Below are 24,663 nucleotides of genomic sequence, written 5' to 3'. Positions count from 1 at the left end.
ACCCGTAAAGAGACGGGTTACTTGCGTAGTCTCAAGCCAAACCTATCAAAAATGATAGAAAATATCTAATTGTGTCCAAATAATAAAACCCGGCGGCGCCAGGCCGCAAGGCGGCACAAGCCCCCCGCGAGCAGGCGCGCCATGGCGCGCAGCGCCTGCCGGGGAGCAGCACAAGAACAACAGCGCCCTGCCCCGAACGACCGGAGATCCGCCCCGCCATGTCCCATACCATCACGCTTGCCGCCAATGAAACGGCAACCCTCGCCGCCAAGGAAGCCAACGCCAGCGGCGTCTATAGCGAAATCACCCTGGGCCAGTATTCGCACCTGCTTGTCGACGGCGCCGAAGTCAGCTTCAAGCACATCACGCTGGAGCGGCTGGGCAGCCGCATCATCGAACTGAGCAATGGGGCGCAGCTGCACGTCGGCGCACTGGGATTCGCCAGCATGGGCGCCAGCATCACCTACCGCATCGGCGCGGGTTGCGCGCTGACCTTCGACGCCAGCCAATGGGACCCGGAAGTGGTCGCCAACACCACCTTCGATTTCGCCAGCCAGGGCAGCGGCACGCTGAAGTACTTCCCGTTCATCAATCCGGAATGGCTGGACTGCCCGAACGTCACCGGCTACACGGAAGGCGACATGCTGGAAATCGCCGGCCAGGGCAGCGCGCAGCGCTTCCAGGTGCGCGACGGGCGCATCGTGGCCAACGCCCGCGCGGCCTGAACCGCCGGGCCGGCTGCGCGCCGGCCCCTTGGGTTTATTCCTGCGACAAAGACGACAGCGCGGCGCGCGCGCGTTCCAGCAAGGCGCCGGATTCGTCTTGCACGCCCGCCGGCGCGGTGGCCACGGCCACGCCGTCGATCATCGCGGCATAGCCCTGCCCGTCAGCCTGCAGCACCGCATCGGCCGGTTCCGACTGCAGGCGGCGCATCAGCGCGCCGGCTTCCTTCGGATCGGCGAAACGCTGCGACAGCAGCAGTTCCTCGCCGTCGGCGGCCAGCAGGCGGAAACGGAAGCCGCCGTCTTCATCGCGGAAGCTGACGAAGCGCGCGCCCTTGCCCTTTTCCTTCTTGGGCTGCGCGGCCTTGGCGCCCGAGCCGGCTTCCAGGTTGCGCAGGCCCACGGCCTGGCGCAGTTCCTGCATGAACGGCGTGGCCAGCTTGCGCGCCTTGGCGGCGCCGGCCTGCAGAATGTCTTCGATGCGGCCGGGGTTGGCCATCAGGTCGAAGTACTTTTCGCGCATGGGCGCCAGCAGGTTTTCCAGATGGTCGTACAGCGCCTGTTTGGCTTCGCCCCAGCCCATGCCTTCTTCGAGCTGCTTGCGCAACGCGGCGGCCTGCTCGTGCGTGGCGAAGGCGCGATAGATGGTGTACAGGTGCGAGTTCTCGGCGTCCTTGGGCTCGCCCGGCGCACGCGAGTCGGTCACGATGCGCATCACCGCCGCGCGCAGCGCGCTGGCGCCACCCTCGAACAGCGGAATGGTGTTGTTGTAGCTCTTGGACATCTTGCGGCCATCCAGGCCCGGCAAGGTCGCCACGTCCTCTTCGATCACGACTTCCGGCAGCGTGAAGTAGTCGCGGCCGTACAGGTGGTTGAAGCGCTGGGCGATGTCGCGCGCCATTTCCAGATGCTGGATCTGGTCGCGGCCCACCGGCACCTTGTTGGCGTTGAACATGACGATGTCAGCGGCCATCAGCACCGGGTACGAAAACAGGCCCATGGTCACGCCATCGTCCGGCTCCAGGCCCTTTTCCATGTTCTGGTCCACCGACGCCTTGTAAGCGTGCGCCCGGTTCATCAGGCCCTTGGCGGTGACGCAGTTCAACAACCAGGTCAGTTCGGGGATCTCGGGGATGTCCGACTGGCGGTAGAAGGTCACGCGCTCGTGGTCCAGGCCCACCGCCAGCCAGGTGGCGGCGATTTCAAGGCGCGAGCGCGCCACGCGGGCGGGATCGTCGCACTTGATGAGGGCGTGGTAGTCCGCCATGAAGAAGAATGCGTCCACGCCGGGCTGCGCGCTGGCCTGGACGGCGGGACGGATCGCGCCCGCGTAGTTGCCGAGGTGGGGAGTTCCAGAGGTGGTGATGCCGGTGAGGACGCGGGTATTCATGAGGCGAAGAGGCGTTTGCTAGGGGAAACGCCCAGTGTAACGTGCCGGGCGCGCGGCTACAGGACGGCCAGCACCGGCGCCGCCAGCGCGCACAGCCCGCCCGCGGTCAGCGCGGCGCGCGGCCGGAACGTCAGGAACCAGATCAGCAGCAGCCCGGCGATGCTGAGTATGCCGATCCATTCGACCGTGCCGTAGCTCCAACCCCAGACCGCCGCCGAGGCGCACAGGGACAGGGCCAGCGCCCCCCAGCCGAACAGGCGCAGGGGCAGCCGATGACGCCGCGGCAGAGCGCGGTCGAACAGGTCTTCGTAGTGGCGGTCCATGCCCAGGCACAGGGCGGAAAAGCCCGCATAGGCCAGGCAGAAGGCGGCTAGCGTCATGGCGTATCACCTCTAGGTTCGTAGGCGGGCTGGGCCGGCGCGGCCTGCGACTGGACCGCCGGCTTGATCGCGGCGCGGCCCTTGGCGGGCGCTTTGGCGCCCACCTTGCCAGCGCGGGCCGCCTTGCGCGCCATCCAGGCCAACAGCAGCGCCCCGGCCAGGCAGGTCAGGTCGAAACCGGCCATGACCCAGTCGCCCGCGGGCAGCGACACGCCCAGATGGCGCGAGGTCGTCAGGGCATTGACCACGGGCACCAGCGCCAGGGCAACGGCTGCGGCGGCCAGCAGGTCGCGCCATTTGCGGTGCTGGAACAGGAAGGCATAGACCAGCGACAGCCCCCAGGCGGCGAAGAAGGCGCGAGACTCCCAGAACTGTCTGCCCGGCAGGTCGACGGGCAAGAGGCGGTTGGCCCAGAAAAAGGCCGCGATAGAGATGAACAGGCCCGCGATCGTGCCGGCGTTGAGCGCATCCACCAACCGCAGCGAGAATGCTTCGCGCGCGCCCGGACGTGCCTTCTGCCGGCGTTTGGCGATCCACAGAACCAGGCCCGTGCCCACCATGGCCGTGCCCGCCATGCTGACCAGGAAATAAAGCCAGCGCAAGAACGGTTCGGCAAACAGACCCAGGTGCAGGCCGACGATGACGCCCGCCGTACGCGCCGTGGCGCCGAGTTCGTCCTCGCTTTCCCGCAGTGCGCCCGTGACGCCGTCAAAGCGCATGTAGGGCGCCAGCTTGCCGAACGACACGCCGTCGGCAGCGTCGCGCACCAGGGTCACGGTCGCGCCGGCATCGCCGGGATGGTTGACGGTGATGCGCCCCACCCGGCCGCCTTGCCAGTGTTGCTGCGCCTGCTCCACCAACGGCGCAAGCGCGATCAGCGGCGCCGGCTCGTTGCGCGCGGGCGTGATCCTGAACGACTTGAAAACGTCGTCGGAATACTGCCGCGGGCTCTCGTAGACGGCCAGGATGCCGGCCGGCATCAGCATGGCCATGAACAGCACCAGCCCGCTGAACGTGATCATCAGGTGGAACGGCAGCCCCAGCACGGACAAGGCGTTGTGGCCGTCCATCCAGGCGCGCTGCCCGCCTTTCCCGGGCCGGAACGTGAAGAAATCGGTGAAGATCTTCTTGTGGGTGATGATGCCGCTGATGATGGCCACCAACATGAACATGCCGGCGATGCTGGCCAGCCAGCGCCCCCAGGGAAATGCGGTTTCCAGTTCGAAATGGAAGCGATAGAAGAAGTCGCCGCCGCGAGTCTCGCGCGCGGTCACGGCCTGGCCGGTGGCCGCATCCAGCTTCACGCGCACGAAGCCGCGTTCACCCGGCTTGGGCTTGGGCACCTGGTAAAGCAATTGGACCGACGGCTCGCGGTCGGACGGCGGCGTGATGAACCAGCGCGTGGCGTCGGGCGCGTGTTCGGCCAGGTAGTTTTGCGCGGCGGCCACGGACTGCGCAGCAGGCGCGGGCCGCACCTGGATCTCGGGCTGCATCCAGGCCGTGATCTCGGGGCGGAAGAACGCCAGCGTGCCGGTCAGGAACATCGCAAACAGCACCCAGCCGAAGATCAGCCCCGACCAGGTATGCAGCCAGGACATGGATTGGCGCAGGCCTTCCTCGCCCGGCGCCCTTTCCACTTTCGCCTTCATGCCGCCCCCGTTGCCCGGCCGGCCAGGAACAGCGCGCCCATCAAGGCAGCGGGCAACAGCACGCCGGCCCAGGCGCGCCAGGCATTGCGCGTGGCAAAGACCCAGATCACGCCGCAGGCGTAGAACACGAAGGACAGCATCTGCGCCGTGACCACGGCGTCCGGCCGCCGCATGGGCAGCCAGATCGCCAGGCAGGCGGCGGCCGCCGACGCCAGGGCGTAGCCGCCCAGGATGGCGGCCGCCGCCCTGGAAAAGACGGCCAGACGGTAGCGCATCATGCCTGCGCCGGCAGCGGGAGCTTTCACTGGGACACGTTGAAGGTAGTGGTGGAAACGTAGCGGATCTTGGCGTAGGCACGGCCGTCGGCCTCGCCCGGCTTGTCTTCGACGTGGGCGGCTTCGAGCACGTACTGGCCGGGCCACGGCGTGGTGATCTCGATGCGGCCGTTCTCGTCGCTGTGGAAGCGCTTCTCCCACTTGGGCGGGCCGAAAACGGTGACTTCCGTCTTCGCCAGCGGCTTGCCCTTGAACTGCAGCACGAAGGCGTTGGTCCCGGCCGCGACCGGCACGAGCTCCAGGTCCAGCTTGCCCTCGGTGTCCGCGCGGCCCGCCTTGGCGCCGTACTGCACCAGGGTGTCCTTGAACTGGTAGGCCTGGCGCAGACGCACGTCGCCCTTGCCCGCCGCCGCGAATTCGAGGAAGTCCGCGCCTTCGCCCGAAGTCTTCAGCGCCTTGCCGTCGGCGCCCGTCACGACCGGTGCGACCATGATCTTGCCGAGCAGGCCGTCGCGCTTTTCGCGCACATCATCCGCCCATTCCCCGAAATACGCCTTGGCCGGTCCCTCGGCGCTGCGTTCCAACCAAACAAAATGCGCCTGCGCGGCCCCTGCCGTGCTCAACAAGGCGATGGCAGCCAAGGTTCTTGCGAATGTCATTGTTGATTTCCTTTAGAGGACCGGATCGGACCAGCCCCGCGGCCCGGGTCCGATTCGGAGGGTTTAAATTATAACCATTCTCACTTCGAAATAGCGGCAAGGCTTACCAGCGATAGCGCAGGCTGGCCTTGATGGAGCGCTGGTAGCCGTACCAGCACCAGGAATCGCCCGAGCACGAGGCGATGTATTCCTTGTCGAACAGGTTCTGCACGTTCAGCGCCACCTGCATGCCCTTGAGCGACGGCGACGCGCGGCCCAGGTCATAGTCCAGCATCAGGTCGAACAACGTGACCGATGGCACCTTCAGCGTGTTGGTCTCGTTGGCATACGAGGAACCGATGTAGCGCACGCCGCCGCCCACGCCCACGCCCGCCAGCGGGCCTTCCTGCAACTGGTAGCGGGCCCAGGCGGACGCCTGCTGCGAAGGCACGCCCACGGGCGTCTTGCCCTTCAGGTTCAGGCCCGCGGCGTTGGGATAGCCCTTGGAGTACTCGTTGTCCATCAAGGAGTAAGCAGCCACCAGCGTCAGGCCGCGCAGGGGCTCTGTCTTGGCTTCGAGCTCGATGCCCTGCGTGCGCAGTTCGCCCGCCTGGATCGAGCAGCGTCCGCCGGCCGTACCGCAGATATGGGTCGGATCCGGATCGGTGGTGGTCATGTTCTCGCGGCGGATGTCGAACGCCGCAAACGACAGCAGCGTGGCGCTGCCCGGCGGCTGGTACTTGATGCCGACCTCGTACTGATTGCCCTCGATCGGCTTGAACGGCTTGTTCTGCCAGCCCGTGCCGGACTGCGGCTCGAACGATTCCGAATAGCTGAAGTACGGCGCCACGCCGTTGTCGAAGTTGTAGATCGCACCCAGGCGGCCCGTGAACTTCTCCGCATTCAGCGAGGACGGCGCGACCCGTCCGGTGGCGATCGTGGTGGTCTCACCCACGGTGCGCGACCAGTCGTAGCGTCCGCCCAGCAACACCGACAGGCGGTCGATCTTGATCTGGTCCTGGAAGTACAGGCCGGTCTGGTACTGCTTGGACGTTGCGTCCGACGAGAACGCCGGCACCGGGATGTTCTGATGATTGTTCGGGTTCAGCACATCCAGCGCGGGCGCGGTGCCGAAGCCGGACAGCGTGTCGGTCTTGACGTGCTGGTAGTCAAAACCCAGCAACGTAGTATGGGCGAAGGGACCGGTGTTGAAGCGCGCCTGCACGTTGTTGTCCAGCACCAGCGCGCCCACGTCCACGTCGGTCGCGATCGACGCACGCTGCTGGTAGCGGTAGGTCTTGTCGGTGTAGCCGTAGTTGTTGGTCATGGCGCCGTAGATGCTGCGGTACTGCGCTTCCGCGCGCGTCCAGCGCAGGCTTTGCGAGGCCTTGATGTTGTCGTTGAAACGGTGCTCCAGCACGTAGCCCAGCGAATAGCTCTTGCGATCGCTCTTTTCGAAGTTGGCGTCGCCGTCGTAGTAGTCGGCCGGCAGGCGAATGCCGTCGGGCGCGGAAAGCAGCGTGCGCATGGCTGGCACGCTGCCGTAGGAACCCATGTCGGGATCGCGCTGGAAATTGGTCAGCACCGTCAGCGTCGTGTCGCCGCTGGGCTTCCAGGTAAAGGCCGGCGATACGAAGTAGCGGCGTTCCTTGGTGTCCTTGACCTGGCCGTCGGACATGTAGCCCGAGCCGACCAGGCGGTACAGGAACTTGCCGTCTTCATCTACCGGACCGCCGAAATCGAAGTTGGCGCGACGGTAGTCATAGTTGCCGACCTGCACCTCGACCTCGCGCAGCGTCTCTTCCAGCGGGCGCTTGCTGACCTGGTTGACCACGCCGCCCGGACCGCCCTGCCCGTACATGACGGAGGCCGGGCCCTTCAGCACGTCCACGCGCTCCAGCCGATAGGCGTCCACCTGCGGCAAGGCGTCGCGGCCGCCAAATACCCGCAGGCCGTCCAGATACGTCGACGCCGAAAAGCCGCGCACGCTGAACTGGTCCAGGCGCGTAGCAGTGGCGCCGCGCGATTCCGTGGCCACGCCCGCGGTGTAGCGCAGCACCTGGTTCAGCGTCTGCGCGCCCTGCTCCGTGATCTGCTCGCGCGTGACGACCGATACCGACTGCGGCGTTTCGATCAGCGGCGTGTCGGTCTTGGTGGCGCTGGCGCTCACCGTCGCGACATAGCCCACCGTCGTGATCGGGCTGTCGGACAGGCCGGACACGGTCACTGGCGCCAGCGTGGGCGTGTCGCCCGCGGGCGCGGCGACCTGCACCAGGGTCCAGGTATTGCCCGATTGCGCGCGCGCCTGCAGCCCGCTGCCCGACAGGATGCGGGCAAATCCCGCGCCCACCGAATAGGCGCCGTCCAGCCCGTCCGAGCGGCGTCCCCGCACCAGCGCGGGGTCGAACGACAGGACCACGCCGGCGCTGCGCGCGAACTGCGTCAGGGCATCGGCCAAGGAACCGGCAGCGATCTGGTAGCTGCGCGGCGCATTCGCGGAGGCGGGCGCCGGCTGCGCCCAGGACTGCGGCATGCCGGCGGCAAGCCCGCCCGCGCACATGGCGGCCAGCAGGGCCATGCGGCCGGCAGACAAGGGGGCGCGCAAGCGCGAGTGAGACGAAGCGGACACAAAACTCTCCCTGTACGGTGGTATCTATCCCTGCCTTCCGTACGGGATCGGAAAACCTGCAAGCCGCAGGCAAAAAAATTTGTAACGCTCAGGCCTCGCGCGGACCGACCTGCAGCCAATACTGCGTATGTCGTGTCACGCGGATGGGCAAGGCGGGCTCCAGCGCCTTGAGCGCACGCTCGGCGTCGTCCAGCGGGAACACGCCCGACAGCCGCAGGCTCGCCACCGCCGGGTCCACCCGGATCATGCCCAACCGCTGGCGCGCCAGGTATTGCGCGAAATAGTCCAGGCGCCAGTCCTTGGCCACCACCAGCCCGTCGGTCCAGGCCAGCCGGTCGGAATCGGATGCAAGACGGCCGACGTCGCCGTGTTCGGAGAATTGCAGGCGCTCCCCGGCTTCCGCATGGGTGACCGCGCCGCCGCGCAAAAGCGCCAGACTGCCTTCGTACACGCCCACGCGCGCGCCTTCGGCGGTGCGGCGCAGATCGAAGCGCGCCTGCTCGACGCGTAGCTCGCCATGCCCCGTATCCACGCGCAGCGCCGCCATGCCGGGCCGCATTTCGGCCCGCACCAGCACTTCGCCACGCAGCAGGTCCATGCCGCGGGCATCGCCCTGCACATGCAGGCGCACCGCGCTGTCGCTGTTCAAGGTGATGTGCAGCCCATCCGCCACCGCTACCGCCAGCCGCTCGCCGACGCCCGTGCTGAGGTCCGCCGCCAGCCGCTGCCACGGTGTGTGGCGGTAGGCAGCCCAGCCGGTAAAAGCCGTGCCGCCGATAGCCAGCAATCCGCGCAACACCGTGCGACGGCCGGTCGATCGGGGCGAGGACGATGCGGAGCGCGTCAGCGCACCATGCGCCAATGCCGCCGGCACGCGGCGCGCGTCCTGGCTGATGCGCTGCAAGCGGTCCCACGCGCAGCGGTGCGCGGGGTCTTGCGCCAGCCATGCCTCACAGGACTGGCGTTCCGCCGCGCCGGCCAGGCCGGATTGCAATCGCACCCACCAGGCGATCGCCTGGCCCGCAACGGGGTCCGCGGCGGGATCCGCGGCGCTAGTCATCAAAGGCCGCGTAGCACGCGGTCATGGCGCGCACCATGTATTGCTGCACCGAACTCAAGGAAACCTCGAGCCGCCGGGCGATCTCGGGATAGGTCAGCCCGTCGAGCTGCGACAGCAGGAACGCGGATCGGGCCTTGGGCGGCAGGCCGTCCAGCAGACGGTCCAGCCGCGCCAGCGATTGCAGCTGCTCGGTTTGTTCCTCGGGGGATGGCGCATAGGCCTCGGGAATGGCGGCCAGATAGGCGAGATAGGCCCGTTCCAAGGCCGCATGCCGCTGGTGGTCCACTACCAGACCCTTGGCAATGGTGGTCAGCAGCCCGCGCGCTTCGGCGGCGCGCACCGCCTTGCGGCCCTGGATCACCCGCAGGAACACGTCCTGCGCCAGGTCTTCGGCGCGGTGCTCGCAGCCCAGCCTGCGGCGCAGCCAGCCGAACAGCCAGGAGCGATGATCGCGGTACAGGCCATCGACGGGCGCGGCGGGAGGGTCGGTGCGCGCGGCCGATGCGGACAGGAGGGTGGAAGACACGTTGGAAACTGCGGTGCTGGACCAGAAGTCTCCAAATCTTAATTGATAATGACTTGTATTACCAATTTCAACCGCGATCTGCCCGGAAAATCCGGACAGATGCGGCGCGACTACAACGACACGGTGTGGCGGCGTTCCGACTCCAGGTACTCGCGCGACTGCATTTCCAGGATGCGCGAGACGGTGCGGTGGAATTCATTGGCCAGCGCGCCTTCCGTGTAGATCTCCTCGGGTTCGCATTCGGCGGACATGATGAGCTTGACGCGGTGGTCGTAGAACACGTCGATCAGCCAGGTGAAGCGGCGCGCCTCGGAAGCCTGGCGCGGTCCCATGCGGGGTACGCCCGACAGGATCACCGCGTGGAAGCGATTGGCCAATTCCAGATAATCGTTCTGCGAACGCGGCCCGCCGCAAAGCGTGGCGAAATCGAACCACACCACCGACCCGCCCAGCGCCAGCGCGCGGATCTCGCGGTGTTCGATGTGCAGCACCGGATCCTGGGGCGGCGTATCGGCCAGGCTGTCGAACGCTTCCTGCAATGCGTTCTGGGCACGCTCGTCCAGCGGCGTGTGATAACACTGCACCTGTTCCAGCGAGCGGCGGCGGTAGTCCACGCCGGCGTCCACGTTCATGATGTCCATGCGCGCCTGGATCAGCTGGATCGCGGGCAGGATGCGGTCGCGGTGCAGGCCGTCCGGATACAGGGTCGAGGGTTCGTAGTTGGACGTCATCACGAAGGACGTGCCGTACTCGAACAGCTTGAACAGCAGCCGGTGCAGGATCATCGCGTCGGCCACGTCGGATACGTGGAACTCATCGAAGCAGATCAGGCGGTAGCGCTTGGCCACGCGCCTGGCCACCTCGTCCAGCGGATCCTGCATACCCTTCACTTCTTCGAGTTCGCGGTGCACGCCGCGCATGAATTCGTGGAAGTGCAGGCGCGTCTTGCGCACCACGGGTACGGTGGCGTAGAAAGCGTCCATCAGGAAGCTCTTGCCCCGCCCCACTCCGCCCCACAGGTACACGCCGCGCGGCACGTCGGGGCGGTTCAGCAGCTTCTTCAGCGCGTTCGAGCGCATCGACTTGAACTTGACCCATTCGTCGAAATAGCGCTGCAGCCGGTCGATCGCCTTTTTCTGGGCTTCGTCGGGCTTGTAGCCGCGTTCGGCCAGGGCGTGTTCGTAGTATTCGCGGACGTTCATGTGGGAGCAGGAAAAGCAGAATGAAAAAAGGGCGGATCCGTGAACCCGCCCCCGTCTTGCATCGGCTATGCGCGTATCAGAAGTTCAATGCGCGCTTGTCCACGGCCAATGCGGCTTCCTTCACGGCTTCCGACAGCGTCGGGTGCGCGTGGCAGATGCGGGCGATGTCTTCGGCTGCGCCACGGAATTCCATGATGGTCACGGCTTCCGAGATCAGTTCCGAGGCCATCGGGCCCACGATGTGCACGCCCAGGACCTCGTCGGTCTTGGCATCGGCGATCACCTTGGCAAAGCCGGTGGTGTCGCCCAGCGCGCGGGCGCGGCCATTGGCCAGGAACGGGAAGCTGCCAGCCTTGTACTCGCGGCCTTCGGCCTTGAGCTGCTGTTCGGTCTTGCCGACCCAGGCGATTTCCGGCGAGGTGTAGATCACCCACGGCACGGTGTCGAAGTTGACATGGCCGTGCTGGCCGGCGATGCGCTCGGCAACCGCCACGCCTTCTTCCTCGGCCTTGTGCGCCAGCATCGGACCGCGCACCACGTCGCCCACTGCCCAGACGTTCGGCAGGTTGGTCTTGCAGTCGCCGTCCACGGCGATGAAGCCGCGCTCGTCGAGCTTCAGTCCCACGGTGTCGGCGTTCAGGCCGCCGGTGTAAGGCACGCGGCCGATCGAGACGATCAGCTTGTCGACCACCAGCTTCTGCTCGGCGCCCTTGGCGTCGACGTAGGGCACGGTGACGGACTTGGCAGTCGCCTTGATCTCGCCGATCTTGACGCCCATCTGGATGTTCAGGCCTTGCTTGGTGAAGGCCTTGAGGGCTTCCTTGGCCACCTGGCCGTCAGCCGCGGCCAGGAATTCCGGCATGGCTTCCAGGATGGTGACTTCGGAACCCAGGCGGCGCCACACGCTGCCCATTTCCAGGCCGATCACGCCGGCGCCGATCACGCCCAGCGTCTTCGGCACGGCGCCGATGTTCAGCGCGCCGTCGTTGGACAGCACGACCTTTTCATCGAACGGCAGGCCGGGCAGCTCGCGCGCCGACGAACCGGTGGCGACCACGACATGCTTGGCAACCAGGTCTTCCTCGGCGGTGCCGGTGACCTTGATGGCCCAGCCGCCTTCCACCTGGCCGGCGAACGCGCCCTTGCCATGGAAGAACGTGACCTTGTTCTTCTTGAACAGGTACAGGATGCCGTCGTTGTTCTGCTTGACCACCGTGTTCTTGCGGCCGATCAGCGTGTCGAGCTTCAGGCTGACGCCCTTGACTTCGATGCCGTGCTCGGCGAAGTGGTGGTTGGCTTGTTCGTAGTGTTCGGACGATTGCAGCAGCGCCTTGGACGGGATGCAACCGACGTTGGTGCAGGTGCCGCCGGGTGCCGGGCCGCCTTGGCCGTTCTGCCAGGCGTCGATGCAAGCCACCGACATGCCGAGCTGCGCGGCGCGGATGGCGGCGATGTAGCCGCCGGGGCCCGCGCCGATGACGACGACGTCAAATTGTTTGGACATAGTGTTCTCGCGAAGAGGTATTGAGTGGAACACGCCCCGCCCTGCGGGCCGGCATGGAGCCAGCCGGGGCGCCGCAAGACCCGAAGGTCGATCGGGCGCCGGGCCGGGGCGTCGAGATTACAGGTCCAGCAACAGGCGCTGCGGATCTTCCAGAGCGTCCTTCATCGCGACCAGGCCCAGCACGGCTTCGCGGCCGTCGATGATGCGGTGGTCGTAGGACAGCGCCAGGTAGTTCATCGGGCGAATGACGATCTGGCCGTTTTCAACCACGGCGCGATCCTTGGTGGCGTGCACGCCCAGGATGGCCGATTGCGGCGGGTTGATGATCGGGGTCGACAGCATCGAGCCGAACACGCCGCCGTTGGAGATCGAGAACGTGCCGCCGGTCATTTCTTCAATGCCCAGCTTGCCGTCAGCGGCGCGGCGGCCGAAGTCGGCGATGGTCTTCTCGATGTCGGCGATCGACAGCTGGTCGGCGTTGCGCAGGATCGGCACAACCAGGCCGCGCGGGCTGCCGACAGCGATACCGATGTCGAAGTAGCCGTGGTAGATGATGTCCTTGCCGTCGATCGAGGCGTTGATCAGCGGGAACTTCTTCAGCGCGGCAACGGCGGCCTTGACGAAGAACGACATGAAGCCCAGCTTGATGCCGTGCTCTTTCTCGAACTTGTCCTTGTACTTGTTGCGCAGGTCGATGACGGCCTGCATGTTCACTTCGTTGAACGTGGTCAGGATCGCGTTTTCCTGCTGCGATTGCAGCAGGCGCTCGGCGATGCGGGCGCGCAGGCGGCTCATCGGCACGCGCTGTTCCGGACGGCCGTCCAGCGACAGCGTCGGAGGCGCGACCGGGGCGGCGGCCTTGGCCGGAGCGGCCTTGGCGGGAGCGCTGGCGGCCAGGGCGTCGCCCTTGGTCACGCGGCCGTCGCGGCCGGAGCCAGCCACGGAAGCGGCGTCGACGCCCTTCTCGGCCAGGATCTTGGCAGCGGCGGGCGAAGCCACGCCGGCGGCAGCCGACGAAGCGGGAGCGGCGGGAGCAGCAGCGGCTTGCTCGGCGGCCTTGGGCGCTTCGGCGGCGGGCGCGGCGGCGGCAACGGCGGCCTTGCCGGCGGTGTCGATGCGGGCCAACACTTCGCCGGAGGTGACGGTGCTGCCGTCGCCCTTGACGATTTCAGCCAGCACGCCCGAGGCGGGAGCCGGCACTTCCAGCACGACCTTGTCGGTTTCGACTTCGATCAGGATTTCGTCCGCTTCAACGGCAGCGCCCGGCTGCTTCTTCCAGGTCAGCAGCGTCGCTTCGGAGACGGATTCGGAGAGTTGGGGGACGACGACGTCGGTAATAGCCATTTTGTTTGTTCCGTAAAGTTTGTGTTCTGGTCGCGCTGCGCGGCAAGCTTCGAATCGGAATTCCAGAAACCTGCGCGCGCGGCGCGTGCATCAAGCGAGTGTTACTTCGTCAACATGACCTTGAACTTGGGCGCGAAAGCCGTGTCGATCAGGGCCTTCTGCTGCTCCTGGTGCTTGGCCAGGTAGCCCACGGCCGGCGATGCCGACGCGGCGCGGCCGGCGTAACCCAGCTTCTGGCCTTCGACCATGTTCTCGTACACGTGATGCTGAACGTAGAACCAGGCGCCCTGGTTCTGCGGTTCGTCCTGAACCCAGATCACTTCGGTTGCCTTCGGGTACTTGCGCAGTTCCGTTTCGAACGACTTGTGCGCGAACGGATACAGCTGTTCGACGCGGACGATCGCAACGTTGTCGGCGCCACGCTCGCGGCGGGCATTGACCAGATCGTAGTAGACCTTGCCCGAGCAAGCCAGCACGCGCTTGACCTTGCTGGCGTCGATGGCCTCGTCGACCTCGCCGATGACCGGGCGGAAGCTGCCGCCGGCCAGATCGGTCAGGGGCGAACCGGCGTCCTTGTTGCGCAGCAGCGACTTGGGCGTGAACAGCACCAGCGGCTTGCGGAACGGACGGATCATCTGACGACGCAGCACGTGGAAGATCTGCGACGCGGAGGTCGGCTGGACCACTTGCATGTTGTTGTCGGCGCACAGCTGCAGGAAGCGCTCGATGCGGCCCGACGAGTGCTCGGGACCCTGGCCTTCGTAGCCGTGCGGCAGCATCAGGGTCAGGCCCGACTGGCGGCCCCACTTGGCTTCGCCGGAGCTGATGAACTGGTCGATCACGACCTGGGCGCCGTTGACGAAGTCGCCGAACTGGCCTTCCCAGATGGTCAGCGTGTTGGGTTCGGCGCTGGAGTAGCCGTATTCAAAGCCCAGCACCGCCTCTTCGGACAGCACGGAGTCGATGACGGTGAACGGAGCCTGGCCTTCCGAGACGTTTTGCAGCGGAATGTAGGTGCCGTCGTTCCAGCGTTCGCGGTTCTGGTCGTGCAGCACGGCGTGGCGGTGCGTGAACGTGCCGCGGCCCGAGTCCTGGCCGGTGATGCGGATGGCGTAACCCGAGGACACCAGGGTCGCGAAGGCGAGGTGTTCGCCCATGCCCCAGTCCAGGTTCATTTCGCCCTTGGCCATGGTGCGGCGGTCGTTCAGCAGCTTGGCGACCAGCGGGTGCACCGTGAAGCCTTCCGGCACGGTGGTGATGCGTTCGCCGATGCGCTTGAGTTCGGCCAGCGGCACGGCGGTGTCGGCCTGGTCGGTCCACTTGGCGCCCAGGAACGGCGACCAGTCGATGGCGTACTTGCTCTTGTAGTCGGTCAGCACCGGCTCGATGGTGCGCTGGCCGTCTTCCATCAGCTGGCGGTAGTCCTTGACGAGCTGATCGGCTTCGCCTTCGGCCAGCACGCCTTGCGTGGTCAGCTTGTCGGCGTACAGCTTGCGCGTGCCGGGGTGATGGCCGATGCGCTTGTACATCAGGGGCTGCGTCAGCGACGGGGTGTCTTGCTCGTTGTGGCCCAGCTTGCGGAAGCAGACGATGTCCACGACGATGTCGTGGCGGAACTGCAGGCGGTAGTCCAGAGCCAGCTTGGTGACGAACACGACGGCTTCGGGATCGTCGCCGTTGACGTGGAACACCGGCGCTTCGATCATCTTGACCACGTCGGTGCAATACAGCGTCGAGCGCGAATCGCGCGGGTCGGACGTGGTGAAGCCGATCTGGTTGTTGATGACGATGTGCAGCGTGCCGCCCGTGCCGTAGCCGCGGGTCTGGGCCAGGTTCAGGGTTTCCATGACCACGCCCTGGCCGGCGAAGGCCGCGTCGCCGTGCACCAGCACCGGCAGGACTTGCTTGCCTTCGGCGTCGCCGCGGCGTTCCTGGCGGGCGCGTGCGCTGCCTTCGACCACGGGGTTGACGATTTCCAGGTGCGACGGGTTGAACGCGAGCGACAGGTGGACCGGGCCGCCACGGGTGGACAGGTCGCTCGAGAAGCCGTTGTGGTACTTCACGTCGCCGTCGGTCAGGCCTTCGGCGTGCTTGCCTTCGAACTCGGCGAACAGGTCGCCGGGCATCTTGCCCATGATGTTCACGAGCAGGTTCAGGCGGCCGCGGTGGGCCATGCCGACCACGATTTCCTGGACGCCGTTTTCACCGGCGTGGTTCACCACTTCGTCCATCGAGGCGATGAAGCTTTCGCCGCCTTCCAGCGAGAAGCGCTTCTGGCCGACGTACTTGGTGTGCAGGAAGCGCTCGAGGCCTTCGGACTCGGTCAGCTGCTGCAGGATGTGGCGCTTTTCTTCGGCCGAGTAGGCCGGCGCGCCCAGGGTGGCTTCCAGGCGTTCCTGGATCCAGCGCTTGGCGGCGGGGTCGGAGATGTGCGTGAATTCGGCACCGATGCTGCGGCAGTAGGTGTCGCGCAGCGCCTTCAGGATGTCGCGCAGCGTCATGGTGCTGGCGGTCGTGAAGTAGGTGTTGGTGGCCGAGTAGGTCTGGTCCAGATCGGCTTCGGTCAGGCCGTAGAAGGCCGGATCGAGTTCGGGGATCGGGGGACGTTCCTGGCGCTTGAGCGGATCCAGGTCGGCCCAGCGCGAACCCAGGGAGCGGTAGGCCGCGATCAGCGACTGCACCGAAACCTGCTTGCTGGCCACGGTCAGATCGGGTTCGGCCGCGCGTTGCACGAAGGCATTGGCCTTGGCGCGCTGGGCGAACGATTCGACGATGGGAGCGTGGGCCTGGTCGCGGGTGGATTCCTGGCCGTCGGTGGCGGGAGCGTGTTGCAGCTGGTCGAAGTATTCGCGCCAGTTGTCAGGTACCGAACCGGGATTGTCGAGGTAGGCTTCGTAAAGCTCCTCAACATAAGGGGCGTTACCCCCAAAGAGATAAGACGTGGATAGAGATTCTATTTCCGAAGACATATCGCTTCACCTTTACGAGTGCTTCACTCGACACGATGCAGGAAAACCTTCCGCGACACGGGCTTCCCGTTAAGCGGATAGCAGGGGCAGAAGGCGCGTACAAGCCTTAAAAGCCGTATGGGATAAGAGTATAGCCCTTTGAGTTTAAGGACGTCTTCTTGCGTTTGCGTGACGCAAAAGCGCATTCGGAATGCCGTCATGCAGCATTGGAATGTCCAGGCAACCCCTTCCATTGCGCCGTCTACTCGCATTCAATTTCCGGCAATCCAAAATGCCGCGCCGCATCATTTTCACTGACAAAAATTGCAGTGTTGCGCATTAGCCTCGTTCATACGGGCAATTCGGTGGTCGACAGGATCTCTTTCAGGACGAAAAAGGTGCGGATCTGGCGTACGCCGGGCAGCTTGATGATCTCGCCCGCATGCAGCTTGTTAAAGCGTTCCAGGTCGCGGATGCGCAGCATCAGGAAGTAGTCGAACTCGCCTGCCACCAGGTGGCATTCCAGGCAGCCGCTGATGCCGCGCGCCGCGGCTTCGAAATCCGTGAAGGACTCCGGTGTGGAGCGGTCCAGCACCACGCCCACGATGACCAGGGTGGCCATGTCCACCTCTGCCGGTTCCAGCAGGGCGACGGTCTTGCGGATGACTCCCTCGCTCTTGAGCTTTTCCACGCGGCGCAGGCAGGCGGCCGGGCTCAGGTGGACGCGCGCGCTCAGTTCCAGGTTGGTGATCTGGGCGTCCTGCTGCAGCACGCGCAGGATGTGGCGATCGATGCGGTCCAGGTCAGAATTCGTCGGCATTTGATGCGTCCCTGAAAATTAAATTTCGATCAAAAAGCCAATCTAGAAATATTAAATAGAAACCTGGACATTTATTTAATTATTTTCCTTTTAAATAATAAAAATACGCAATTGACGGCAAATCCTTGAAATTCCTATGATTTTTCCATCCGCGCCACCCGGCCCGGCCCAGGAGAGTCCCATGGATCTGCAACGATTTCCGCGCCATCGCCTGACCTTCGGCGACACCCCCATCGAGAAGCTCGAGCGCCTGTCCGCGCATCTGGGCGGCAAGGTCGAGATCTACGCCAAGCGCGAAGACTGCAACAGCGGCCTCGCCTTCGGCGGCAACAAGCTGCGCAAGCTGGAGTACCTGATCCCGCAGGCGCTGGAACAGGGCTGCGACACGCTGGTCACCATCGGCGGCATCCAGTCCAACCACACCCGCATGGTGGCGGCCGTGGCCGCCAAGCTCGGGCTGGCCTGCGTGCTGGTGCAGGAAAACTGGGTGGACTATTCGGACGCGGTCTACGACCGGGTCGGCAACATCATGATGAGCCGCCTGATGGGCGCCGACTTGCGTCTGGTGGACCAGGGGTTCGACATCGGCTTTCGCCGCAGCTGGGAAGAGGCGCTGGAAGATGTCCGCAAGCGCGGCGGCAAGCCCTACGCGATTCCAGCGGGCGCGTCCGACCACGAACTCGGAGGCCTGGGCTACGTCGGCTTCGCCGAGGAAGTGCGGCGCCAGGAAGCCGAGCTGGGCTTCAAGTTCGACTACATCGTCGTCTGCGCGGTCACGGGCAGCACGCAGGCCGGCATGGTGGTGGGCTTTGCGGCGGATGGCCGCGCGGACCGCGTCATCGGCATCGACGCTTCAGGCACGCCCGAGCAAACCCGCGCGCAGATCCTGCGCATCGCGCGGCGCACGGCCGACATGGTCGGACTCGGCGCCGCCATCGAAGAGCGCGACGTGGTGCTGGACACCCGCTATGCCTACCCGGCCTATGGCCTCCCCTCGGCCGAGACCAACGAGGCCATCCGTCTTTGCGCCCGGCTCGAGGGCATGATGACCGACCCGGTCTACGAAGGAAAATCCATGCAGGGCATGATGGACATCATCCGCCGCGGCGAGATTCCGGCCGGCTCGCGGGTTCTGTATGCGCACCTGGGAGGGGTGCCGGCGATCAACGCCTACAGCTTTCTCTACCGCAACGGATAAGGGCGCCTACGGCGCCTTCGGCTGGCCTTGCGGCGACTTGCGCTGAAAGGCCGGCCAGGCCCTGGACTTGCCAGTCCTGGCCGCCAGCGCCGATGATGAGCGCAGGAAGCGCAGCCCAGCCGGCGTATCCGCCGGCTGGGTTTTTCGTTTGGGCCCGCCTTTCCAGCCCCCCAATGAAATTATGTACATAGTTTGTATACAAAACTACGATTTCCCGCTATGGTGCTGATCATCAGGAAGTCATCCGCCCACCCACGCCCGGCCGCCGCGCGCCGTTGCCCTCCGCCCGCCTCATGACCGTCTACGATTCCACGCTCCCCTACCCCCGCGACCTGGCCGGCTACGGCCGCAATCCGCCGCATGCCCGATGGCCGGGGCAGGCGCGCATCGCGGTGCAGTTCGTGCTGAATTACGAGGAAGGCGGCGAGAACAGCGTGCTGCATGGCGACCCCGGGTCCGAACAGTTCCTGTCGGAAATGTTCAACCCCGCCAGCTATCCCGAGCGCCACCTCAGCATGGAGGGCATCTACGAGTACGGCTCGCGCGCCGGCGTCTGGCGCATCCTGCGGGAATTCGAGAAGCGCGGCCTGCCGCTGACGGTATTCGGCGTGGGCATGGCCTTGCAGCGCCATCGGGAACTGACCGCCGCCTTCGTCGAACTGGGACACGAGATCGCCTGCCACGGCTGGCGCTGGATCCACTATCAGCACATCGACGAGGCCACCGAGCGCGAACACATGCGCCTGGCCATGGACGCGATCACGCAAATGACCGGCAGCCGTCCGCTGGGCTGGTACACCGGCCGCGACAGTCCGCGCACGCGGCGCCTGGTGGCCGACTATGGCGGTTTCGAGTACGACAGCGACTACTACGGCGACGACCTGCCCTTCTGGATGCGCGTACAGAAAACGGACGGCAGCGTCGTGCCGCAACTGATCGTGCCCTACACGCTGGACTGCAACGACATGCGCTTCGCGCTGCCGCAGGGCTATTCGCACGCTGATCCCTTCTTCCAGTACCTGAAGGACAGCTTCGACGCGCTCTACGCCGAAGGCGACGAAGCGCCCAAGATGATGAGCATCGGCATGCATTGCCGCCTGCTGGGCCGGCCCGGCCGCATCACCGCGCTGCAGCGTTTCCTGGACCACATTGCCAGCCATGACCGCGTCTGGGTCTGCCGGCGGCTGGACATCGCGCGCCACTGGAAGGCGGCGCATCCCTACACCCCCAACGCCTGAACAGGACGGCCATGGCCCATACCCTAGCCCAACTCAATGCGGCGGCGCCCGCGGACGCCGTCGCCATGCTCGACGGCCTGTACGGACATGCGCCGTGGATCGCCGAACGCGCGCTTGGCCACCGCCCGTTTCGCTCGCTGGCCGACCTGGCGCAGCGCCTGCGCCGCGCCGTGAGCGAGGCCGACGCCGACGCCCGGACGGCGCTGCTGCGCGCCCATCCGGAGCTGGCAGCAGGCACGCCCCGGAACGCGGATTCGGCACGCGAACAGGACTTGGCCGGATTGGCCGCGTGCACGCCCGCCGAATTGGCTCGCCTGCAAGCATTGAACGCCGACTACGGCGCCAGATTCGGCTTTCCCTTCGTGCTGGCCGTGCGCGGCCCGCGCGGCGCCGGCATGACGCGCCAGCAGGTGATCGACGAGTTCACCCGCCGCCTGGACAACCCGCCGGACCTGGAATTCGAAGAAGCCCAGCAGCAGCTGCACCGCATCGCCGAGATCCGCCTGCGCGATAGCTTCGACGCCGAGCCCGCCATCGGCAACGACATCTGGGACTGGGGTGAACAACTGGCCGTCCACAGCGATCCGGGCTACGCAGAAAAAGGCCAGCTCACCGTCACCTACCTGACCGCAGCCCACCGCGCCTGCGCCGCGCTGTTGTCGCAATGGATGCGCGACTGCGGTTTCGACGAGGTCGGCATCGATGCGGTTGGCAACGTGGTCGGCCGCTACCTGGCCGCCAGCGCCGATGCCCCCACCCTCATGACCGGCAGCCATTACGACACCGTGCGCAACGCCGGCAAGTACGACGGCCGGCTGGGCATCTTCGTGCCGATGGCCTGCGTGCGCGAATTGCACCGCCAGGGCAAGCGCCTGCCCTACCACCTGGAAGTCATCGGCTTCGCGGAAGAGGAAGGCCAGCGCTACCGCGCCACCTTCCTGGGTTCGGGCGCGTTGATCGGCGACTTCAAGCCGCAATGGCTGGACCAGCAGGACGCCGACGGCGTCAGCATGCGCGACGCCATGGCGCAAGCCGGCCTGCGCAGCGCAGACATCCCCAAGCTCAAGCGCGATCCCGCCCGTTATCTGGGCTTCGTCGAAGTCCACATCGAACAAGGTCCGGTGCTCTACGAAATGGGGCTGCCGCTGGCCGTGGTCACGTCGATCAACGGCTGCGTGCGCTATCAGGTGCGGATCAACGGCCTGGCCTGCCACGCCGGCACCACCCCCATGAACCGCCGCCGCGACGCCGCCACCGCCACGGCCGAGCTGGCCTTGTACGTGGAGCAGCGCGCCGCCCGCGACGGCGACTCGGTCGGCACCATGGGCATGCTGGAAGTGCCCGGCGGTTCGATCAACGTGGTGCCGGGAGAATGCCGCTTCAGCCTGGACCTGCGCGCGCCCAGCGACGCGCAGCGTGATGCGCTGGCGCACGACGTGCTGGCCGAGCTCGAAGCCATCTGCCAGCGCCGCGGCCTGCGCTACACGCTGGAAGAAACCATGCGCGCCGCCGCCGCGCCCAGCGATCCCGCCTGGCAGCAGCGCTGGGAACGCGCCGTCGACGCGCTGGGACTGCCCGTCCATCGCATGCCCAGCGGCGCCGGCCACGACGCCATGAAGCTGCATGAAGTCATGCCCCAGGCCATGCTGTTCGTACGCGGCCAGAACTCCGGCATCAGCCACAACCCGCGCGAATCCACCTCCAGCGACGACATCCAGCTTGCCGTGCTGGCGTTCCTGCGCCTGCTCGACGATCTTGCCCACGACACCCAATAGCCGACCATGACCGATTACGCCCGACTCGACGCCTGGATTGACGCCCACTTTGACGAGGAAGTCCGCTTCCTGCAGGAGCTGGTGCGCGTGCCGACCGACACGCCTCCCGGCAACAATGCGCCACACGCCGAGCGCACGACCGAATTGCTGCAAGGCTTCGGCCTGGAGGCCGAAGCCCATCCGGTGCCGGCGCAGGAGGTGCGGGACTATGGCCTGCAATCCATCACCAACCTCATCGTGCGCCGCGAGTACGGCGCGGGCGGCCTGCGCGTGGCGCTCAACGCCCACGGCGACGTGGTGCCGCCGGGCGAAGGCTGGGAACATGATCCTTACGGCGGCGAAATCGACGGCGGCAGCCTGTACGGCCGCGCCGCCGCGGTCAGCAAGAGCGATTTCGCCAGCTACACGTTCGCCCTGCGCGCGTTGGAAGCCGTCGCCCGCCCCAGCCGCGGCGCGGTCGAACTGCACTTCACCTACGACGAGGAATTCGGCGGCCTGCTCGGCCCCGGCTGGCTGCTGTCCCAAGGACTGACCAAGCCCGATCTGCTGATCGCCGCGGGTTTCAGCTACGAGGTCGTGACCGCCCACAACGGCTGCCTGCAGATGGAAGTGACGGTCCACGGCAAGATGGCGCATGCCGCCATCCCCAGCAGCGGCGTGGATGCGCTGCAAGGCGCGGTCGCGATCCTGAACGCGCTGTACGCGCAGAACACGCGGTATCGGGAGATCCGCTCCGAGGTGCCGGGCATCAGCCACCCCTACCTGAACGTCGGCCGCATCGAAGGCGGCACCAACACCAACGTGGTGCCGGGCAAGGTAGTGTTCAAGCTGGACCGGCGCATGATCCCCGAAGAAAACGCGGCCGAGGTCGAGACCGACATCCGCCGCATCATCCAGGAAACCGCCGCCTCCGTGCCCGGCATCAGCGTGGACATCAAGCGCCTGCTGCTGGCCAATTCCATGCGCCCGCTGCCGGGCAACCAGCCGCTGGTGCAGGCCATACAGAAACATGGAGAGGAATTGTTCGGCGAGCCCATCGCCGCCATGGGCACGCCGCTTTATACCGACGTGCGCCTGTACGCCGAAGCGGGCATTCCGGGCGTGATCTACGGCGCCGGACCGCGCACCGTGCTGGAATCGCACGCCAAGCGCAACGATGAGCGGGTGGTGCTGGAAGACCTGCGGCGCGCCACCAAGGTCATCGCCCGCACGCTGGCCGACCTGCTGGACGCCGCCTGAGGCGGGCGCCCGGCAGGACCGGCCGGGCGCTTCACGCCAGTTTCATCACCCGGCGCCAGAACAGGATCGCCACCGCCACGAAGACGGCCAGGCCCAGGAACGAGGCCGTGTGCTCGAAGCCCGCGCCGGCGATCGCCAGCGGCGCTTCGGTACCGGCCGCGCCGATGATGCCGGCCATCAGCACGCCGACCAGGCTTTCGCCCACGATCAGGCCAGAGGCGATCAGCACGCCGCGGCGGTTGGCCGCGTCGGCGAACTGCTCGTAGGGCTTGCCGGCGGCGGCCGCGCGGCGGCGCAGAGCGCGTTCCAGCAGCCATGCCAGGACCGCTCCGACCACGATGGGCGCGGCGACGGTGGGCGGCAGGTAGATGCCGATACCCACGGCCAGCACCGGAATGCGGGCCACGCGGCAGGTGCGCTTCATGATTTCGTCCACCACGATCAGCCCCACGCCGACCGCCATGCCGATCAGGATCATGGTCCAGTTGAGCTGGTGCGTGAAGATGCCGCGCGCGATCGCCAGCATCAGCGTCGCCTGCGGCGCCGACAGGGCCTGCGCCGGGTCCATGCCTGCGCGCGGCATGGCGTCGGCAAAACCGTAGGCGTTGTAGAGCAGTTCCAGCACCGGCGAAATCACCGCCGCGCCGGCCACGCAGCCGATCAGCAGGGCCACCTGCTGACGCCAGGGCGTCGCGCCCACCAGCCAGCCGGTTTTCAAGTCCTGCAGGTTGTCGTTGGAAATGGAGGCCACCGCCACCACCGCCGAGGTGCTGAAGATCGACAGCGCAATCGCCATCTGCACGCCGTTCTGCGCGCCCAGCAGTTCGCCGCCCAGCGCCAGCATCAGCAGCGATACCAGCACGATGGCGACGATACCCACGCCCGAGATCGGGCTGGTCGACGACCCTACCAGGCCGGCCATGTAGCCGCAGGCCGCGGCCACCAGGAAGCCGAAGACGAAGGCGAACAGCACGGCGTAGGCCACCAGCTTCCAGATGCCGGCGGGCGACAGCGGCGCGCCGGACAGGAACACCTGGAACGTGACGACCAGCACCGCCACCAGCACCAGCGTCACCGCTGAAATCCAGCCGGCCGACAGGTCGCGCTCGGTGCGCGGCGCGCGCCCGGCACGGGCGGCGCCCGCCTTGGTCAGCGCCGCGAACGAAGCCTTGACGCCGCGCGCCATCGGCATGAACAGCGTGGCCAGCGTCCAGATGGCGCCCACGCCGATCACGCCGGCGCCGATGAAGCGCACCTGCGAAGCCCACAGGCCGGTAGCGTACTTCGCCAGCGACGTGCCCGCGGGCATGTCGCCCATGGCGGTCAGGATGGGCACGGCGATGCCCCAGGAAATGATCAGTCCGGTCAGCATGGCCAGCCCGGCGACGATGCCGATCAGGTAGCCCGCGCCCAGCAGCGCCAACGAAAAGCCCATGGGCAGCCGGAATACCGCGCCGCCCAGTGCGAACCAGCCGCTGACGCTGTCGCCCAGCACGCGCAGTCCGCTGGCGGCGAAACTGACCGCGGCGGCGACCACGCCGCCAGCCACGATGTCGCCCATGCCGGTCTCGGCCTTGGCCGGTGCGCGTCCGTCCTCCGCGGCCTCGTCCTGGGCGCGCTCGGCGCTGCCCACCCGCAGAATTTCAGCGGCGGCCACGCCTTCCGGATACGGCAGGTCGCTCTGCACCACCATCACGTGGCGCAGCGGAATGGTGAACATCACGCCCAGCATGCCGCCGGCGGCGCAGATGCCCAGCGTCTGCCAGAACGGGAAGCCCTGCCAGTGTCCCATCATGACCAGGGCCGGCAGGATGAAGATGATGGACGACAGCGTCCCGGCCGCGGAGGCCTGGGTCTGCACCATGTTGTTTTCGAGGATGTTCGCGTCCTTGAACAGGCGCAGGACGGACATCGAGATCACCGCCGCCGGAATGGCGGATGAGAACGTCAGGCCCACCTTCAGTCCGAGAAAGACGTTGGAAGCCGTGAAGATGACGGTGATGATTGCGCCCAGGAGGATGCCGCGGAACGTAAGTTCGGGCAACGTGACCTCTGCCGGGACGCTGATGGGTTGGGTCATTGCAGTTATTCCTATCTTGCCAGGCGCGAATTCTAGCGCCTTCGCG

19 protein-coding genes are annotated in these 24,663 nt (G+C 66.4%); 5 read left to right on the top strand and 14 right to left on the bottom strand.

All coding sequences use genetic code 11. The annotated features are described in order from the left end of the window. Positions 1 to 218: 218 nt before the first annotated feature. Positions 219 to 725 carry a hypothetical protein gene (locus N5C88_RS27140; RefSeq protein ID WP_280016599.1) on the top strand — a complete coding sequence of 169 codons (507 nt, stop codon included), beginning with the start codon at positions 219 to 221 and terminating at the stop codon, positions 723 to 725. Between the two features lie 34 nt (positions 726 to 759). Here N5C88_RS27140 and N5C88_RS27135 read toward each other — a convergent pair whose 3' ends face one another. From N5C88_RS27135 to N5C88_RS27075, 13 genes are all read right to left on the bottom strand, one after another. After that, complete coding sequence (locus N5C88_RS27135) at positions 760 to 2,112, bottom strand: tryptophan--tRNA ligase (protein WP_059374624.1); 1,353 nt, start codon at positions 2,110 to 2,112, stop codon at positions 760 to 762. Positions 2,113 to 2,168: 56 nt separating this feature from the next. Then, positions 2,169 to 2,492, bottom strand: coding sequence for a DUF3325 domain-containing protein (locus tag N5C88_RS27130; protein ID WP_054450784.1), 324 nt, complete (start codon positions 2,490 to 2,492; stop codon positions 2,169 to 2,171). Beyond that, entirely contained in the window at positions 2,489 to 4,141 is a 1,653-nt protein-coding gene (locus N5C88_RS27125; protein ID WP_280016598.1) for a PepSY-associated TM helix domain-containing protein, read from the bottom strand. The genes N5C88_RS27130 and N5C88_RS27125 overlap by 4 nt, the downstream gene beginning before the upstream one ends. After that, complete coding sequence (locus tag N5C88_RS27120; RefSeq protein WP_059374627.1) at positions 4,138 to 4,419, bottom strand: DUF3649 domain-containing protein; 282 nt, start codon at positions 4,417 to 4,419, stop codon at positions 4,138 to 4,140. The genes N5C88_RS27125 and N5C88_RS27120 overlap by 4 nt, the downstream gene beginning before the upstream one ends. Before the next feature lie 23 nt (positions 4,420 to 4,442). Next, positions 4,443 to 5,075: a DUF4198 domain-containing protein gene (locus N5C88_RS27115; protein ID WP_118933986.1), complete on the bottom strand. Its 633-nt coding sequence runs from the start codon at positions 5,073 to 5,075 to the stop codon at positions 4,443 to 4,445. A 103-nt stretch (positions 5,076 to 5,178) separates the two neighbouring features. Further along, positions 5,179 to 7,587 (bottom strand): TonB-dependent siderophore receptor, encoded by a 2,409-nt coding sequence (locus tag N5C88_RS27110; protein ID WP_223283471.1) that lies wholly within the window; start codon positions 7,585 to 7,587, stop codon positions 5,179 to 5,181. Positions 7,588 to 7,771: 184 nt separating this feature from the next. Further along, the gene (locus tag N5C88_RS27105) at positions 7,772 to 8,743 is read right to left on the bottom strand and encodes a FecR domain-containing protein (RefSeq protein WP_280016597.1); all 972 of its coding nucleotides are present in this window, start codon (positions 8,741 to 8,743) and stop codon (positions 7,772 to 7,774) included. Continuing rightward, entirely contained in the window at positions 8,736 to 9,269 is a 534-nt protein-coding gene (locus N5C88_RS27100) for a sigma-70 family RNA polymerase sigma factor (protein WP_280016596.1), read from the bottom strand. The genes N5C88_RS27105 and N5C88_RS27100 overlap by 8 nt, the downstream gene beginning before the upstream one ends. Before the next feature lie 110 nt (positions 9,270 to 9,379). Next, a complete protein-coding gene (gene zapE / locus N5C88_RS27095; protein ID WP_059374633.1) occupies positions 9,380 to 10,471 on the bottom strand; it encodes a cell division protein ZapE in 1,092 nt (363 codons plus the stop codon). A gap of 76 nt (positions 10,472 to 10,547) precedes the next feature. Then, positions 10,548 to 11,975, bottom strand: coding sequence for a dihydrolipoyl dehydrogenase (gene lpdA, locus N5C88_RS27090; RefSeq protein ID WP_059374636.1), 1,428 nt, complete (start codon positions 11,973 to 11,975; stop codon positions 10,548 to 10,550). A gap of 117 nt (positions 11,976 to 12,092) precedes the next feature. After that, on the bottom strand, positions 12,093 to 13,319 hold the full coding sequence (gene odhB, locus N5C88_RS27085) for a 2-oxoglutarate dehydrogenase complex dihydrolipoyllysine-residue succinyltransferase (RefSeq protein WP_059374638.1): 1,227 nt from the start codon (positions 13,317 to 13,319) through the stop codon (positions 12,093 to 12,095). A 101-nt stretch (positions 13,320 to 13,420) separates the two neighbouring features. Next, entirely contained in the window at positions 13,421 to 16,288 is a 2,868-nt protein-coding gene (locus tag N5C88_RS27080) for a 2-oxoglutarate dehydrogenase E1 component (RefSeq protein WP_280016595.1), read from the bottom strand. Positions 16,289 to 16,616: 328 nt separating this feature from the next. Next, positions 16,617 to 17,087 carry a winged helix-turn-helix transcriptional regulator gene (locus N5C88_RS27075; protein WP_059374642.1) on the bottom strand — a complete coding sequence of 157 codons (471 nt, stop codon included), beginning with the start codon at positions 17,085 to 17,087 and terminating at the stop codon, positions 16,617 to 16,619. Between the two features lie 181 nt (positions 17,088 to 17,268). On the opposite strand from N5C88_RS27075, the gene N5C88_RS27070 reads away from it, so the two are divergent. The 4 genes from N5C88_RS27070 to N5C88_RS27055 all read left to right on the top strand — a co-directional run bounded on the left by N5C88_RS27070 (position 17,269) and on the right by N5C88_RS27055 (position 22,537). Then, positions 17,269 to 18,285 (top strand): 1-aminocyclopropane-1-carboxylate deaminase, encoded by a 1,017-nt coding sequence (locus N5C88_RS27070; RefSeq protein WP_280016594.1) that lies wholly within the window; start codon positions 17,269 to 17,271, stop codon positions 18,283 to 18,285. Between the two features lie 293 nt (positions 18,286 to 18,578). Next, positions 18,579 to 19,523: an allantoinase PuuE gene (gene puuE / locus N5C88_RS27065; RefSeq protein WP_280016593.1), complete on the top strand. Its 945-nt coding sequence runs from the start codon at positions 18,579 to 18,581 to the stop codon at positions 19,521 to 19,523. An 11-nt stretch (positions 19,524 to 19,534) separates the two neighbouring features. Then, positions 19,535 to 21,298, top strand: a complete 1,764-nt coding sequence (uraD, locus tag N5C88_RS27060; RefSeq protein WP_280016591.1) for a 2-oxo-4-hydroxy-4-carboxy-5-ureidoimidazoline decarboxylase — start codon at positions 19,535 to 19,537, stop codon at positions 21,296 to 21,298. A gap of 6 nt (positions 21,299 to 21,304) precedes the next feature. Beyond that, positions 21,305 to 22,537, top strand: coding sequence for a M20/M25/M40 family metallo-hydrolase (locus tag N5C88_RS27055; protein ID WP_280016590.1), 1,233 nt, complete (start codon positions 21,305 to 21,307; stop codon positions 22,535 to 22,537). A gap of 31 nt (positions 22,538 to 22,568) precedes the next feature. Here the strand turns inward: N5C88_RS27055 and N5C88_RS27050 are convergent, their stop codons facing one another. Next, a complete protein-coding gene (locus N5C88_RS27050; protein WP_118933993.1) occupies positions 22,569 to 24,617 on the bottom strand; it encodes an oligopeptide transporter, OPT family in 2,049 nt (682 codons plus the stop codon). Positions 24,618 to 24,663 lie beyond the last annotated feature (46 nt).

It is taken from the genome of Achromobacter sp. GD03932, from assembly GCF_029839485.1.
Lineage (GTDB): Bacteria > Pseudomonadota > Gammaproteobacteria > Burkholderiales > Burkholderiaceae_B > Achromobacter > Achromobacter bronchisepticus_A.
The sequence above is the reverse complement of the archived record's forward strand: the minus strand, read 5'-3'. Positions and strand labels throughout refer to the sequence as shown.